General features: G+C 68.7%; 10 protein-coding genes. 4 read left to right on the top strand and 6 right to left on the bottom strand.

Annotated elements, in window-relative coordinates:
* Nucleotides 1-169: 169 nt before the first annotated feature.
* From ACQPZX_RS15360 to rfbB, 4 genes are all read right to left on the bottom strand, one after another.
* Complete coding sequence (locus ACQPZX_RS15360) at nucleotides 170-1738, bottom strand: DHA2 family efflux MFS transporter permease subunit (protein ID WP_433380464.1); 1569 nt, start codon at nucleotides 1736-1738, stop codon at nucleotides 170-172.
* A gap of 136 nt (nucleotides 1739-1874) precedes the next feature.
* Nucleotides 1875-2150 carry a hypothetical protein gene (locus ACQPZX_RS15355; RefSeq protein WP_433380461.1) on the bottom strand — a complete coding sequence of 92 codons (276 nt, stop codon included), beginning with the start codon at nucleotides 2148-2150 and terminating at the stop codon, nucleotides 1875-1877.
* A 201-nt stretch (nucleotides 2151-2351) separates the two neighbouring features.
* Nucleotides 2352-3200: a dTDP-4-dehydrorhamnose reductase gene (gene rfbD / locus ACQPZX_RS15350; protein ID WP_433380458.1), complete on the bottom strand. Its 849-nt coding sequence runs from the start codon at nucleotides 3198-3200 to the stop codon at nucleotides 2352-2354.
* Nucleotides 3200-4177, bottom strand: coding sequence for a dTDP-glucose 4,6-dehydratase (rfbB, locus tag ACQPZX_RS15345; RefSeq protein ID WP_433380455.1), 978 nt, complete (start codon nucleotides 4175-4177; stop codon nucleotides 3200-3202). The genes rfbD and rfbB overlap by 1 nt, the downstream gene beginning before the upstream one ends.
* A gap of 46 nt (nucleotides 4178-4223) precedes the next feature.
* Between rfbB and rfbA the strand changes: the two genes are divergently transcribed.
* From rfbA to ACQPZX_RS15325, 4 genes are all read left to right on the top strand, one after another.
* Nucleotides 4224-5108, top strand: coding sequence for a glucose-1-phosphate thymidylyltransferase RfbA (gene rfbA, locus ACQPZX_RS15340; protein WP_433380452.1), 885 nt, complete (start codon nucleotides 4224-4226; stop codon nucleotides 5106-5108).
* A complete protein-coding gene (locus ACQPZX_RS15335; protein ID WP_433380449.1) occupies nucleotides 5105-5704 on the top strand; it encodes a dTDP-4-dehydrorhamnose 3,5-epimerase family protein in 600 nt (199 codons plus the stop codon). Before rfbA ends, ACQPZX_RS15335 begins: the two co-directional genes overlap by 4 nt.
* Before the next feature lie 483 nt (nucleotides 5705-6187).
* Nucleotides 6188-7570, top strand: coding sequence for a sugar transferase (locus ACQPZX_RS15330; RefSeq protein WP_433380446.1), 1383 nt, complete (start codon nucleotides 6188-6190; stop codon nucleotides 7568-7570).
* Between the two features lie 153 nt (nucleotides 7571-7723).
* The gene (locus ACQPZX_RS15325; RefSeq protein ID WP_433380443.1) at nucleotides 7724-8275 is read left to right on the top strand and encodes a hypothetical protein; all 552 of its coding nucleotides are present in this window, start codon (nucleotides 7724-7726) and stop codon (nucleotides 8273-8275) included.
* Nucleotides 8276-8363: 88 nt separating this feature from the next.
* Here ACQPZX_RS15325 and ACQPZX_RS15320 read toward each other — a convergent pair whose 3' ends face one another.
* Nucleotides 8364-12830, bottom strand: coding sequence for a DUF4082 domain-containing protein (locus ACQPZX_RS15320; RefSeq protein WP_433380440.1), 4467 nt, complete (start codon nucleotides 12828-12830; stop codon nucleotides 8364-8366).
* 11 nt (nucleotides 12831-12841) lie between these two features.
* Nucleotides 12842-16042, bottom strand: a complete 3201-nt coding sequence (locus tag ACQPZX_RS15315; protein WP_433380437.1) for a N,N-dimethylformamidase beta subunit family domain-containing protein — start codon at nucleotides 16040-16042, stop codon at nucleotides 12842-12844.
* Nucleotides 16043-16279 lie beyond the last annotated feature (237 nt).

Here is a 16279-nt window from a genome sequence, read left to right as displayed (position 1 = left end):
CGTCCAGCCCCGGCGGCGCACCCGGGACTGGGCACGCCGGAGACGAGAATCAGCTCGAAACGCGAAACGGGGGTGAGGGCGGCGCTGCGGTTACGCATCGCTGGCCCCCTCCCCCGTCATCGCTGTTTCAGGAAGGGTACGAAGATCGCCCACGGCGGGCGACCGAATTTCAGTGGATCATCACCGGGGCATCGGCGGAGTCCGTCGCGCCGGCCGGGATCTCTTCCTTCTTGCGCGGCAGGAAGGCGATCGGGATGAACGTCGCCAGCACCAGGAAGAAGCCGACGGTGAAGGTCGTGGCGAACGAGTCGGCCACGAAGTTCAGACCGCGCTCGATGATGTCAGGCGGGATCGGCAGGTTGATGCCCTGCTGATGGGCGATCGCCGCGCCCGCCTCGGTGACCGGCTCACCGGTCTGCGGGTTGACCGCGCCGGGGATGTCGGGCGACTGGTTGAGCTGGCTGGTCAGGATCACCGACATGGTCGCCGTGCCGATCGAGCCGCCGATCTGCTGCAGGATGTTGACCAGCGTCGAACCGCGGGCCACGTCGTGGTGGTCGAGCGTCCGCAGCGCCGAGGTCATGATCGGCATCATCGTGCCGCCCATGCCGAGGCCCATCACGAACAGCGAGCCGCACAGCAGCACGTACGACGTGTCGACGCCGACCTGGGTGAACGTGAAGAAGCCGGCCGCGATCAACGCCATCGCGAACGGGACCGTACGGCCGACCGGGACCCGGTCGGCGAGCATGCCCGCGATCGGCATGGTGAGCATCGCGCCGATGCCCTGCGGGGCCATCAGCAGACCCGCGTGCAGCGTCGACTCGCCCCGCACCTGCAGGAAGTAGCTGGGGAACAGCAGGCCGGCGCCCATGAACGCGATGATGAACACGAACAGCGCGACGGTCGACACGGTCAGCCGCCGGTTACGGAACAACCGCAGGTCGAGCAGCGGGTGCCGGGGCCTGAACGAGTACCACACGAAGGTGACCATCATGATCGCGCCGATCAGCATGGTGATCCACACCTTCGGCGCGGTGATCGTGCCCTCCTGCGGCAGCGACGAGACGCCGAACAGGAACAGCGCGAGGCCGGGCGAGAGCAGCAGCATGCCGACGAAGTCGAACGACTCGGACGGCACCGGGCTGTCCTTCGGCAGCGCGAAGAACGCGTAGACCAGCGCGACGATGCCGATCGGCAGGTTGATCAGGAAGATCCAGTGCCAGCTCGCGGCCTCGATCAGCCAGCCACCCAGGATCGGGCCGCCGATCGGGCCGAGCAGCATCGGGATGCCGAGGACCGCCATCAGGCGGCCGATGCGCTTGGGGCCGGCCGCCCGGGTCATGATCGTCATGCCCAGCGGCATGAGCATGCCGCCGCCGAGACCCTGCAGCACGCGGTAGCCCACGAGCTGCTCGATCGAGCCGGCGGTGGCGCAGAGCACGGACCCGGCGGTGAACAGCAGCAGGGCCAGCATGTAGAGACGTTTGGTGCCGAACCGGTCGGCCGCCCACCCGCTGAGCGGGATCACGGTGGCCAGCGCCAGGGTGTAGCCGGTGAGGGTCCACGCGACCTCGGCGTACGTCGCGTTGAACTCCGTCTGGAACGTCGGCAGCGCGACGCTCACGACGGTGATGTCGAGGATCGACATCACGGCGCCGAGCACTACGACGCCGGCAATCTTGAATACCGCGGCGTCCAGTTTCTCGGGCGGCGCAGCAGCCGCTTGATCAGTCACGGGGTGCTCCAGAGATCGCGATCACTGTGTGTATGGCCTGGATACTGCCATTGATGCAGTTCGCGAGGCATCCCGTTTTCCGACAGGGTGACCCCCATCACTCAGCGAAATCTCAGGAGACCAAACACCCGGCGGATCAAGCCGCGATGAGCTCCCTGTCCGGTTCGGGCCGGACGGCCCCGGGCGCCATCATCGAGGCGACACTCAGCGCCCAGCGCATGCGCGGGGCTGACGTCTCCGGGTAGTCGCCGTAGGCGGCGGCCATCATGGCCACGCAACCGCGGGTGCCCCCGCACGCGTGGACGGAAGTGGCGATCGCGGTGCTAACCGCGGAGAAACTCGGGCGGGAGCCGGTCGGCAGGTCACTGGCGAACAGGGCGGCCGCGCGGGCGGCGAGAAGCTGGCTTCGCATTTCGATCATCTCCGATGTCGTGTGCGGTTGTTGCCTCAGAGTGCGCCTGGCTCGCTAGTGATCGCCTCCGGGTTTCCACCGGAACCGGCAACCCCCGTCCCCTGCGGGCCATACCTGACAAACGTCGGATAGCCAGGAAGGGTTCTGTCCCTCGATAGGTATTCGGGACGGGGGCCGGCGAGGATGGCCCGGACGCCGAGGTCACCTTTCCGACAACGAAGGCATCGCTTCGGTCAGCATGGCCCGCCAATCGGGCAGGGGGCCGACGCCGGTGCCGGCCCAGCGGTCGTGGCCGAGCACGCTGTACGCCGGGCGCCGCGCCGGGCGGACGAACTTGTCGCTGGTCGTCGGGCGTACCCGCGCGGGGTCGAGGCCGGCCTCCTCGAAGACGGCCCGGGCGAGGCCGAACCAGGTGGTCGAGCCGGCCGCGGTGCCGTGGTAGGCGCCCGGCTCGGCGCGGCCCGCGACCGCGGCGCGGCCCAGCGCCACCAGCTGGCGGGCCAGGGCGAGCGACCAGGTGGGCGAGCCCTGCTGGTCGTCGACGACGTCGAGGGTGTCCCGGTCGGCGGCGAGCCGCAGCATCGTCCGCACGAAGTTGGGGCCGTGCTCGCCGTACAGCCAGGCGGTGCGCACGACGTACCCGCCGCCGGCGAGCACCGCGCGCTCGCCGGCCGCCTTGCCGCGGCCGTAGGCGTTGATCGGCGCGTGCGGGGTTCCCTCCGGGATCGGCGCGGTGGCCGCGCCGTCGAAGACATAGTCGGTGGAAACGCTGATCAGTCGCTTTCCGGCCGTTTCGGCCAGCACGCGTACGGCGTCACCGTTGACCGCCGTGGCCGACTCCTCCGCGGCCTCGGCGCCGTCGACGTCCGTCCACGCCGCCGCGTTGAGCACCACATCGGCACCAAGAGCGGCATCGCGCACCGCGGCAAGATCGGTGATGTCGAGATCGGCGCGCGTGGCCGCGTACACGTCAAGCTCTTGGGCCTCGGCGAGGGCCACCTGGAGATCACGCCCCAGCATGCCGCCGGCGCCGGTGACGAGCCAGCGCATCAGAGGGCCGCCCGCGCCTTCAGCGGCTCCCACCAGGCCCGGTTCTCGCGGTACCAGCTGACCGTGTCGGCGAGCCCCTGCTCGAGGGTGACCTGCGGCTCGTACCCGAGCTCGTTTTTGATCTTGGTGATGTCCAGCGAATAGCGGCGGTCGTGGCCCTTGCGGTCGGTGACCGGCGTGACCATCTCCCAGCCGGCGCCGCATGCCTCGAGCAACCGGCCGGTGAGCTCGCGGTTGCTCAGCTCGGTGCCGCCGCCGATGTTGTAGACCTCGCCCGCGCGGCCCTTCTCCAGCGCCAGCTGGATGCCCCGGCAGTGGTCGGTGACGTGCAGCCAGTCGCGCACGTTGCCGCCGTCGCCGTAGAGGGGCACCTGCTTGCCGTCGATCAGGTTCGTGACGAACAGCGGGATGACCTTCTCGGGGAACTGATGCGTGCCGTAGTTGTTGGAGCAGCGGGTGACCACCACGTCCATGCCGTGCGTGCGGTGGGCGGCCAGCGCCATCAGGTCGGAGGAGGCCTTGGAGGCCGCGTACGGCGAGTTCGGGGCGAGCGGCCACGTCTCGGTCCACGAGCCCTCGTCGATCGAGCCGTACACCTCGTCGGTGGAGACGTGCAGGAAGCGGCCGACGCCGGCAGCGCGAGCCTCGTCGAGCAGCGTCTGGGTGCCCAGCACGTTGGTTGTCACGAACGGCAGCGCGCCCGCGATCGAGCGGTCCACATGGGACTCGGCCGCGAAATGAACGACGGCGTCATGCCCGGGCAACAGCTCGCGAAGAAGGGCCGAATCGGTGATGTCACCCTGTACGAATCGCAGTCGGGAATCCGTCAGAGGGAGGTTGTCTCGATTACCGGAATAGGACAACAGGTCCAGAACCGTCACCGAGGCGCCTGCCGCGCCGGCGTATTCGTCCTGCAGGAGGGCCCGGACATAGGCCGAACCGATGAAACCGGCACCCCCGGTCACGAAAATCTGCACGGCTGGCGAGTGTACGCGTCTTGCGTGCGCTGCCTAGTCTCCTTCGGTGCGCGGAATCCTGCTCGCCGGTGGAACCGGCTCACGACTGTGGCCCATTACGATGGCGATGTCGAAACAGTTGATGCCGATCTTCGACAAGCCGATGATTTACTACCCGCTTACCACTCTGGTATCAGCGGGGATCCGGGAAATTCTCGTGATCACCACCCCCGAGGACCAGCCGCTCTTCCAGCGGCTGCTGGGTGACGGCAGCAGCCTCGGGCTCTCCCTCTCGTACGCCGTGCAGCCGAGCCCCGACGGGATCGCCCAGGCGTTCAAGATCGGCGCGGACTTCATCGGCGACCAGCCCGTCGCGTTGGTGCTGGGCGACAACATCTTCCACGGCGTGGGCCTGGGCCGTCAGCTCGCCCGTTTCGCCTCGCCGTCGGGCGGCCGGGTCTTCGCCTACCCGGTCGCCGACCCCGAGCGCTACGGGGTGGTGGAGTTCGACGACAACGGCAAGGTTCTCTCAATCGAGGAGAAACCGGACAAACCCAAGTCGACGTACGTCGTTCCCGGGCTCTACTTCTACGATGCCGACGTGGTGCGGATCGTGGAGAAGCTGGTGCCCAGCGAGCGTGGCGAGCTGGAGATCACCGCGGTGAACGAGGAGTACCTGCGGCAGGGCCGGCTCGAGGTGACCGTCCTCGACCGGGGCACGGTCTGGCTGGACACCGGCACGTTCCAGTCGATGGTGCAGGCGTCGGAGTACGTACGGGTCATCGAGGAGCGGCAGGGCCTCAAGATCGGCTGCATCGAGGAGGCGGCGTGGCGGCTCGGCTTCGTCTCCGACGACGGGCTGCGCGCCCTGGCGACCCCGCTGCTGAAGAGCGGATACGGCGACTACCTGATGCGACTGCTCGATTCCGGTAAGTTCGGGGGCGCGCTGTGAAGATCCGGCCGCTGACCATCGAGGGCGCTTTCGAGATCACGCCGGTCCAGCACGGCGACGGCCGCGGCGTGTTCCTCGAGTGGTACCGCTTCGACAAGCTGGCCGAGGTCGTCGGCCACCCGCTCGACCTGGCCCAGGCCAACCTCTCCACCTCGGCCCGCGACGTCGTGCGCGGCATCCACTTCGCCGACGTGCCGCCCGGCCAGGCCAAGTACGTGACATGCGTCTCCGGCGCGATCCTCGACGTGATCGTCGACATCCGCGTGGGCTCGCCGACTTTCGGCGCCTGGGAGGCCGTTCCTTTGGACGATCGGGAGCGAAAAGCCGTTTATCTGGCCGAAGGACTCGGGCACGCGTTCTGCTCGCTGACCGACGGCGCCACCGTGACGTACCTCTGCTCGAGCACCTATCGCCCCGGGCACGAGCACGGCGTCGACCCGCTCGACCCGGAGCTCGGGATCGCCTGGCCCACCACCAGTCCGTCACTGTCCACCAAGGACGCCGCGGCGCCGTCGCTGGCAGAGGCGCAGGCCACGGGACTCTTGCCGCTATATGAGGCCTGCAACACATATATCGCGGAACGTGGTCGGATTTAATACATACCGATGTCCTCTTCGGACGATTGACCCGTACCGTGCTTTGGAGTAAGAGTTGCAGGTTCACTCCAACATTTAGAGAACATTAAGTTCCGGAATATGGCAATATTCCGGTACGCCCGATTTGACCAGCCTGCGACGCGTTTGGAAATGGCATCATCCGATTCGCCATTCCTCTCGCACGGAAAGGTGTAGCGCGTGACCCACCGGATTAAGCAGGCTCTCCGTTGGAGTCCGCCGGGTCAGCACCCGACGGTGAAAATCTGAACTAGTTACACACCGCCTCGGCCGGCATGTCCGACAGGGGCACGAAAACGGACCGTGGTTGACCGCCATCAATGACGGAGGCTAGGCGTGCAGACGATCGACCCGGGGTCGACAGTCGAGATCACCGAGGAAGAACCCCAGCTCATAGCCGTTCGGCCAGCGGGGTTTCGCCGGGCCGCCCCACGCCCCGACTGGCGCGGCCGGTACACTTGGGGGTTGTACCTCATCGACTACGCGGTCGGGCTCACCGCGGCCGGCTCGGCGCTGTTCCTGCGATTCGGGAACTACGGCCCTGCTCCGTTCCTGCTGGTCTATCTGCTGCTGACGCTGCTTTTCCCACTTGCCTGGATCGCGGTGCTGGCGCTCAACCGGGCCCACGAGGGGCGGCACCTGTTCGTCGGCACCGACGAATACGCGAGAGTAGTTCGATCCGGACTAGGCCTCACTGCTACGCTGGCCATTTTTTCATTCGCGTTCGACCTGCGTTTGGCGCGTGGATACGTTCTGATAGCGGTTCCTCTTGCCACCGCTCTCGGCCTGGCCGCTCGATACGCCTATCGGCAGATGCTGCACCGTTCGTGGGCCCGGGGTAACCGTCTGCACCGGGTCATCCTGGTCGGGCACGCGCGGGCGGTCGCCGACATGACCCGCCGGCTGCGCCGGGAGAGTCACCACGGCCTCGGCATCCTCGGCGCCTGCGTGCCGGCCAGCCAGATCGCCGACTGCGAGGCGGTCACCGGCATGCCCGAGATCTACGGCGACTTCGACGGCGTCGCGGCCGCGGTCAGCCTCTCCGGCGCCGACACGGTTGTCGTGCTCTCCTGCCCCGAGCTCGACGGCCCCGCGCTGCGCCGCCTCGCCTGGCAGCTCGAACGCGACGAGATCGACCTCATCGTCGCCAGCACCCTGGTCGACGTCGCCGGCGACCGCACCACCATCCGCCCGGTCGACGGCCTGCCCATGCTGCACGTCGAGCACCCGCGGCTCAAGGGCAGCTCCCGGCTCATCAAGAACGCCTTCGACCGCGTCGGCGCGTTCATCCTGCTGACGCTCAGCTCCCCGCTGCTGCTCGCGCTCGCCCTGCTCGTCAAGTTCGGCCCCGACGGGCGCGGCCCCGCCATCTTCAAACAGGAACGGGTCGGCAAGGACGGCCAGCTCTTCGAGCTCTACAAGTTCCGCACGATGGTCGTCAACGCCGAAGCACGCCTGCAGGAGCTGCGTAACCTCAACGACACCGACGGCGAGCTGTTCAAGATGCGGCACGATCCTCGGGTCACCCCGGTCGGCCGATGGCTTCGACGTCTGTCCCTCGACGAGCTGCCCCAGCTGATAAACGTGCTCAAGGGCGACATGTCCCTCGTCGGCCCCCGGCCCCCGCTCGCCCGGGAGGTCGCCGGTTACCCGGCCGACATGCGCCGCCGGCTCGTGGTCAAGCCCGGCATGACGGGCTTGTGGCAAGTCTCCGGCCGCTCGGACCTCTCCTGGGACGAGTCGATCCGGCTCGACCTGACGTACGTGGAGAACTGGTCGCTCTCCATGGACCTCGCCATCCTGGCCCGCACCGTCAGCGCTGTCGCGCGGAGCTCCGGCGCCTACTAGCGCGAGCCGTTCTTTCTTCCCAGCAGGAATGCCCCGGATGGATAATCCGGGGCATTGCCATGTGGCGACCGAAAGCTGATGACGGACCCCGCCCGCCACCGCGTCCTCCGGCGACCGCAGTACGACAGATGACGCGAAGGAGACCCGACGGGTATGGCACCCGAGGAGCAAAGCGCTGTCCGGGTCATCCGGCCGAACCGCTTGACGGGATGGTCGGCCGTCGTCCTGACGGTCGTTCTGGTCTGGCTGGCGGCTTCGTACGTACCGCTTCCCTGGGCGGGCGCCGCGGAACCAGTCGTCTGGGTGGCGCTGCTCGCGGCGTTTCTCGAGGCACTCTGGCGATTCGATTTCCGGCCGCAGCTCCGCTGGAACCGCGGTGGCCTGGTCGTGGTCGACGGTAGTCGAGTGCGGCGGCTGGCTTGGCACGAGGTGAGTTCCGTCGAGGTGCGAGCCAACACCATTCTCGTCCGGGCCACGGGCGAGGTGTTTCAGGCGAGGTACGACCGTCCCTACTGGTTGCCACTGTTGGCCAAGCGTTATCGGGACCTTCCGTCAACGATCGAGGAGGACCTGAACTCCGTACGCGTTGGGGCGTTGCACGACTCGACGGTGCCACCCCCGGAGACGGGTGACGTCGGACGTCCGGCGTTCTTGTACGTGGCATTTGCGGCAGGTGTTGTCGGCGTCCTCGCTCATCACCTGTGACAACCTCACCGCGCTCGCCCGGCCGAGCACGAAAGAGCCCCCGGCCGCGGCCGGGGGCTCTTCGCTGTGGAGCGGTGCAGTTACCTGACTACCGTTGCGTCTCGGTCGGTGTGTCCAATGGTTTCGCGTCCGAGGTGATGCCGAGCCCGTGCAGGACCGGCGAGGCGCCGCTCTTGTCGCGGGTCAACTCCACCCGGTACTGCGCGTACCGGGACCCTCCCACGACCCTGTCACCCTGGCCGGCCGGCTTCCAGCCGGACCATCCGGCGCCGGGGGCCGAGGTGCTGCCGGTGCGGATGTACAGCCGGACGGTCGTGCCCGCGGGAGCCGACGCCTGGTACGACAGCCGATCCCAGGTGACCATCTGTCCCGCGTCAAGGACCCGGGACACCATGCTGCCGCTCCGGGCGTTGCCGGACAGCCGTACGCCGTCGGCGGCGACCGTGGTGTGGTTGGCCGTGCCGGTGCGCAGGCCGGCAAGGGTGTAGTCGGCCACACCAACCGCTGCGGAGACGAACGTCGCCGCCGGCTGGCCCACCGCGGGCCAGACCGTCGTGTTGCCGGACGCGTCGACGCTGCGGACCCGGTAGTAATACGTGGTCTGCGGCTTCAACCCGGTCACCGTCGCGCTGTGCTGCCGGCCCTCGAGGTCGCCCGGCCAGTCGGCGAGCGCGTTCGCCTTCTCGCCGACCTGCAGGGTTGCGGCGGCGGACTCGTCCGTCCGCCAGGACACCGTCGCCGTGCCGTCGGGCCGCGACAGCGCGGTCACCGTCGAGGTGCTCGGCGCCTTCGCATCCGGGGCCTCGGTGACCAGTCGGTGCAACGGCGAGATCGTCGTCTTACCGCCCGGTGAGGTGACCCGCACCCGGTACCAGTACGTGGTGGCAGGCTTGAGCCCCTCGATCTGCACGGTCCGCTTGGCCGCCTGGGTGCCGTCCACGACCTTCGCGGACAGTTGAGCGGCGTCCGTGCCGTACTCGACCGTGGTTTGACCGGCGGTGGTCCCGCCGAGCGTGACGTCCGCCGTCGTGGCGCCGGCCGCGAGGACCGTCGCGGTGACCGCAGGTGCCGCCGCGCTGCCGTACGCCGCCACATATGCGCCGGGTGCGGCCGTGAACATCGCGTACTCGACGCCCTTGATGGTCGTCCTGGTGAAGGAGACCGCCGAGCCGGCGCGGGTCAGCGTGGTCAGCGTCCGCCCGCCGGGCCCGAGCGTGGGCACCATGCCGGTCAGGCCGTTGGCGCCCGAGCCCACGTTCACCGTGAACGAGAGGTTGCTGCCCGACCACGAGATGCCCGAGTACGACGAGGCGTTACGCCCGTCCACCCAGGTGAGCAGCTGCTTGGCGGTGATCAGCGGCACGCCGCGCGCCTGCGCCGAGGCGAGCATCTGATCGCTCTCGAACTCGGTGTCAGCGTCGGTGTGCATGTTGGCGGTGAAGGCGCCGTAGTAGCCCAGCGAGCCCAGCGCGTTGTCCAGCAACGTGTTGATCGTGAAGGGGTAGCTCTGCTCGGACTCGTCGGTCATCTGGGTGGCCGCCTGGTAGACGTCGATGAGCCCGCCGGTCTTCCCGGAGAAGCGCATCGGCATGCCGGAGCCGGTCATGAAGCCCGGCCGGTCGGCGACCCAGGACCCGGGCCAGTAGTAGTAGTCCGTGTCCAGCCTGATTCCATTGGCCCCCTGGGTGGTGGCCTGGCTCGACCAGTCCGACCACACGATGCAGTGCGTGCGGTTAGTGAACGGACCCTGCACGGAGGTGTACTTCGAGCGCCAGGAAGCCAGCTGGTCGGTGTAGAACCCGTTCAGCGAGCTCGGCGTGAAGTCGGAACAGTTGGTGTTGGTGTGCAGGCCGACCTCGAAGCCCTGCGACTGGAAGGACGCCGCCTGGCTGTTGCTCAGCGGGGTGTTCGGGAAGACGTACGAAGTGTACCGGGCGCACTGCCAGTCGTCGACCACACAGTTCGCCGGGCTGTTCGCCGCGTACTGGGCGAACCGGGCCGAGGTGCCGCCCGTGGCATGGTCGTCCCCGGTCGCGACGACGACCGCCTTGAGGCTGCGGGGGAAGTACCAGAACTTCGGCAACGGCTTGCGATCGAGGTCCATCGCGCCGATCAGGTTGGCCAGCAGCCGCTGCTGCTCGTCGGCCTGCGGAATGGCGGCCTTCGACAGGTTGACCCAGTCGGTGGCGCTGCCGCCGAAGTACAGGTCGTCGGAGCGCCTCGGCGACGTGCCGTCGCGTTCCTGGCCGTCCCAGGCGGGGTTGCCCTGCCGGGTGTAGACCAGCGACTGCGGCAGGTCGAAACTGAACGCCGCGGCTTGACCGCCGTTGGCGCCCACGCTCACCAGGGACACGGCCGGGTTGGTCGTGGCAGTGGTCGCGTTCGTGTACAGCGTGGCGACCGCCCGGGCGCCGTTCAGCGTGTACCGGTCGGCAGTCCCGTGGTACTGGACCGTTTGGTTGGTGATGCCCGCGCCGGGCGATGACGTGGTGTCGACCTTGAGGTATCCCTCGGCCAGTGTGGTGCCCGCGGAGGTGAGCCCGAGCAGGCCGGCCAGTTGCGCGTCCGGACGGAACGCGATCAGGTTGCCGCCGCCGTTGACCCAGGTGGTGAACATGCTGACCTGAGCGGCCGTGAGCGGGGTCTGGCCGAGCAGCACCACGTCGTACTGGCTCAGGGTCGCAGCGGTGACGGTGGACAGGTCGGTGGTCGTGAACTCGTTGAGACCTTCGGTGCGCAGCACTTCGGCCAGGAACGAGCTGAACCCGCTGGCGCCGGTCGCGGTCGACTTGATGACCAGCACCGGACCACCGGGTCCCTGGTCGGGCGGTGGCGGTGGCGCGGCCGCGGTGGTGAAGCCCCAGGTCACCGGCGTCATGACGTTGCCGGCCGCATCGCGGGCACCGCTCACCGTGACCGTGTACGCGGTCGAGTAGGCCAGCGCGGTGGACGGGGTGAACGTGGCCGTGGCGGTGCTCGAGTTGTACGCCGCCGTGCCGGCGACCGCGCCGGACGGTCCGGTCAGCGTCACGCTGGACGCGGTGACCGGCTCGCTGAAGGTCGCGGTGACCGCCGTTGTGGCCGCCACCCCGGTGGCGCCGGCCGACGGACCACGCGCGATCAGCGTCGGGGCCGTGGTGTCGGTAGCCGTGTTGTTGAAGACGACGTCGACCCAGTAGTTCGTCGACTGGTAGCTCTCATTGGGGTAGCTGCTGGCGCCGTACTTGTAAACGCCGTTGCCGCCGTCGGTGCCGTTGGCAAGCGCGGTCAGCGGACCTCGTGTGACCGCTGTGGAGAGGCCGTTGCCGGTGGCCGAGTAGAAGCCCGCGTCGGTGTGGTACGACGCGACGTAGGTCGTGTTCGCCGTGACCGCGACCGGATTCGGCAGAGTGGCGGTCTGCCAGCCGGTGGAGCTCTCACCCGTGAAGGTGACGGTCGACAGACGCGCGCCGGCCGTGCTCCAGATCGAGCCGGTGTGCGTGCCGCTGTTGCCGCTGCCCTTGTAGAACTTCAGGCCGGTGATGTAGCCGGCCGTGTTGGCGCGGAACTTGACGCCGACCTCGACCGCGCTGTTGTCGTTGGCCGCGGCGGTGGCAGGGGTCGCGGTGGACGGCCAGATCGTGCACGGGCAGGCGGTGCCGGTCGAGTCCACTGTCGTGAACGTCCACGAGTACGGGGCCATCGTGTTGCCGGCGGTGTCCTTCGCCCCGCTGACCGTGGCCGTGTATGTCGTGTTCGTGCCGAGGGCGGCCGACGGTGTGAACGTGACCGTCCGGGTAGTCGCGTTGTAGGCGGCCGTGCCGGCCACCGTCGCGCTGCCCGCCTTCACCCCGAGCGCCACGGTGCCGGTCTGCAGCGTCTCGTTCAGCGTGGCGCTGACCGTGGCATTGGTGGCCACTCCGGTGGCCCCGGAGGCCGGGCTGGTGCCGCTGACCGTCGGGGGCGTCGTGTCGGTGGCGGACGTGGTGAAGACAACGTCGACCCAGTAGTTCGCCGACTGCCACGAGCTGGTGGGGAAGCCACCGCCGGTGCCATAGCGATAGACGCCGTTGGGCCCGTCCACCCCGTCGCGCAACGCGTGCAGCGGGGCGTTGTCGACCCCCGCGGAGGCGAACGCCCCCTCGTCACCGGAGTACCGGCCGTTCGGCGCGTAGTAGGACGCGACATAGGTGGTGTTCGCGCTGACCGCGATCGGGCTGGCGAAGGTGGCGGTCTGCCAGCCCGAAGCGGACTCACCGGTGAAGGTGACGGTGCCCAGGTTCGTGCCGGTCGCCGACCACAGGTGGCCGACGTGGGTGCCGGTGTTGGCGCTGCCCTTGTAGAAGCGCACTCCCGTCACGAACCCGTCGTTGTCCGACCGGAATTTCACCCCGACCTCGACCGCCGCGGGATCCGGGTCGGATGGAGTAGCCGGTACGGCCGTGCTGGGCCAGATCGTGCAGGGACAGGTGGCGGCGGCCGCCGCCTCCGGCGCGACGAGCACTCCGGCCACCAGCGCCAGGCAAGCCACCAGCACGGGAACCAGGCGCCGCGGCCGGTCTGCTGTTCGTTTCAAGGTCACTCTCCTCAGGGGGCCAGGAAGACAACGTCGACCCAGTAGTTGGCCGATTGCCACGTGTCAGTGGGGAAACCCCCGCCGGCGCCGTACCGGTAAAGCCCGTTGGCCCCGTCGGCGCCGTCCTGCAACGCGTGCAGCGGACCGTTGTCGACGCCGTTGTTCGCGAAGTAATTGGTGTCGCCGGCGTAACGACCCACCGGGGCGTAGTAGGACACGATGTAGGTGGTGTTGGCGGCAATGGTCACCGGAGTCGCGAACGTAGCGGTCTGCCAGCCGGTGGCCGACTCGCCGCTGAAGGTCACCGTGCCGAGCAGCGTTCCGGTCGCGCTCCACAGGTGCCCGACGTGTGTGCCGCTGTTGCCACTGCCCTTGTAGAAGCGGACTCCGGTGGCCTGCCCGGCGACGTCGGACCGGAACCGCATACCGAGCTCGACCGCGGCGGTGTCCGAGTCGGCCGGCGTGCCCGGGGTGGCCGTGGCGGGCCAGACCGTGTACGTCGTGCCGGTCGGCGGCGTGGTGCCGGCCGTGGTCGTGAACGACCAGGAGGTGGCGGTCATGGTGTTGCCCGCGGCATCCTTCGCGCCGCTGACCGTCACGGTGTAGGTGGTGTTCACCGCGAGCGCGGCGGTGGGCGTGAACGTCGCGGTGTTCGTGGCGGAGTTGTACGCCGTGCTGCCCGCGATCGTCGTGCCGGCCGCGTTCTTGAGACCCATCACCACCGTGCTGCTCTGCACCGGTTCGCTGAAGACAGCGGCGGCTGTGGTTGTGGTCGCCACTCCGGTCGCGCCGGAGGCGGGAGTCCGGGTGGTCACGGTCGGCGCTGTCGTGTCGGGTGTGCTGCCACCGGGGCTGAAGACGACGTCGACCCAGTAGTTCGCCGAACCCCAAGCCTCGGTCGGGAAGCCGGTTCCGTACCGGTAGACGCCGTTGGCGCCGTCGGCGCCGTCCTTGAGCGCATGCAGCGGCGCGTTGTCGACGCCTTGCAGGGCGAAGTAGCTGACGTCACCCGCGTAGTGACCGTTCGGCGCGTAGTAGGACACGATGTACGTCGTACCGGCGGTCAACGTCACCGGGGTGGACAGGTTGGCCTGCTGCCAGCCGGAGGCGGATTCGCCGGAGAAGGTGACGCTGGCGAGCTGGGTGCCGCCGGCCGTCCACAGGTGCCCGACGTGCGTGCCCGTGTTGGTGCTGCTCTTGTAGAACCGGATCGCCGTGACCTGCCCGGCGACGTCCGCCCGGAACTTGATGCCGACCTCGGTGCCGACGTTGTCCGGGTCGGCCGGGGTCGCCGGGGTGAGGCTGGAGCTCCAGATGCTGCACGGGCAGGTGCGGGCGCCGACGGTGACGGGCCGGGTCGCGTCGGCGCCGACGTTGCCGCTGTCGTCGGTGGCCCGGACCCGGATCGTCGTGGCTCCGGTGCTGCCGGGCGTCCACGTGTACGTCCAGTTCGCGCGGCCGTTGGCCGGGTGCCAGGTGGCCCCGTTGTCGGTCGACACCTCGACGCCGCCGACGACGCCGCCGCCGGCGTCGGTCGCAGTGCCGGAGATGGCGGTGGCCGAGCCGGCTTGCACTGTCGCACCGGCCGCCGGAACTGCGATGGCCGCGGAAGCGCCGGTGGTGTCGGTGGAGGCGGTGGCCGCGGTGAGCCCGGATTGCAGGGTTCCCGGCTGCACCCCCATGTCGGCGAGCAGGTTGACGGTGGCCTGCTTCATCGGTGTGCTGGCCGCGCCGGAGCCCCGGTCGTGGTTGCTGTCCAGACCCCAGGACCACTGCACGGTTCCGCCGCCGAACACCAGCGCTCCGCTAGGCGCGCGGTACATCGTCAAGTTGTGGGTCGCGGTGCCCGGCGACGCATAGGTGCTGCCGAAGTCGGTCAGCACCTCAGCGCTGGTCGAGGTGGTGCTGGACAGCCGGATCAGGCCGCGCGGGCGTGCGCCGTTGTCCTCGTCGTCGTCCCATTCGTAGCCGACCGTTCCGGAGCCGAGGGTGGCGGTGGCGCCGGCCGCCTGGGTGGCCACGGTGGTGCCGCGCCAGAGTCGCATCTTGCCGTCGGCCGCGGGAACCTGAAGGTTCACCGTGCCCGCGTTGACTTTGAAGATCGTGCCGGTCAGGCCGTTCTCCGGCCGGCCGCCGTCGGCGGGCGGGCTGAACCGGGGGTCGCGCCAGCTGCCGGTCCATGCCGCGGTCGGGTCGATCTTGGCGTTCGCGTGGGTCTCCTTGTAGCAGACCATCGTCCGGTACGCCGTGGCGGAGCCGTCGGTCGACGGCTCCCACCGGGTCTTCCAGAAGACCTCGTTGCCGCTGAGGAAGGCGAGGTTGACTCCGGCGTCACGGGCCGCCTCGACGTTGGCCCGCTGCTGTCCCGACCAGTACTCGTCGTGGCCGACGGACAGGAACGCCTTGTGGTTCTTCAGCAGTGCGCCGCTGCGGTCGGCGTCGACACCCGCGATGTAGCTGACGTCGTACCCGTTGGCCTCGAGCCAGCGCACCATCGGGTACTCGGCGTTGAAGACGAAGTCCTCGGCTCCGGTGCCGCGGGTGGTGATCGGCCGGTTGTAGCTCACCTTGTACGCCCGCCCGGCCGGCGAGCCGACGTAGAGGCTGTTGCCGCCGTACTGGTTGTAGGCCTGCCAGGTCGAATCGGAGGTCTGGAAGACGACGCCCGAGTGGCTGGAGTCGTCGCGCACCACGAACGGGATGTGGCTGGCGCCGGAGGTGCCGTCAGTCCGGACGAGCCGGGCGAAGTAAATGCCGGAGACCGCGGTGGACGGCACCGCCCACGAGGCCGAGACCGCCCAGTTGCCGCAGTCGACCAGCCCGGTGCTGGAATCGCTCAGGCAGTTCGGCTGGGTCTGGCGACCGACCGGACTGACCGTGGTGATCAGCCGTGCGCCGTTTCCGCCGTAGTAGCCCATCCGGTAGATGTCGAGGCGGTACGACGTAGCGGTGGACTTGATTTTGAAGTTCACCGTCTCGCCGGCGTTGACACTGATCTGCGTGCTGAAGCCCTGGAGCGCCGTGCTTCCGGAGCCGGAAATGTCCCATGTGCTGGCCGGCGTGCCGGGCTTGCTGTTCTCGCAGGCGATCGGGTTGATCAACGGTGCGCAGGCGTCGGCGGCGGCCGGTCCGGCCGCGATGAGCGGAAGTCCCGCGGCGACGAGGATGAACACCAGCAGCGACCGCCACCGGAACGTGATGAGGTTGCGCAAGGGAATCGCCTCCCGCCGCAGACGCGCTGCGCTGCGGCCCTCGGTGGTCTGGACGATGGACGGAACGCCGCAAGCCTCTGCGAGCGAAGAACTCCTGAGCAGATATATCGCAGTACGCAGACGGCAGTATCAGTCGCCTGGCCGACAGGGTTGAACGGTGCGGGTGAAGTGCGCGAACAATCAGCCCGGTCGACGGAACTGATCTTGGCCGTCCCGGGTTCGGACGGCCGCCGATCA

Origin of the sequence: Actinoplanes sp. CA-142083 (assembly GCF_050942195.1) — a bacterium.
Classification (GTDB): Bacteria; Actinomycetota; Actinomycetes; order Mycobacteriales; family Micromonosporaceae; genus Actinoplanes.
The sequence above is the reverse complement of the archived record's forward strand: the minus strand, read 5'-3'. Positions and strand labels throughout refer to the sequence as shown.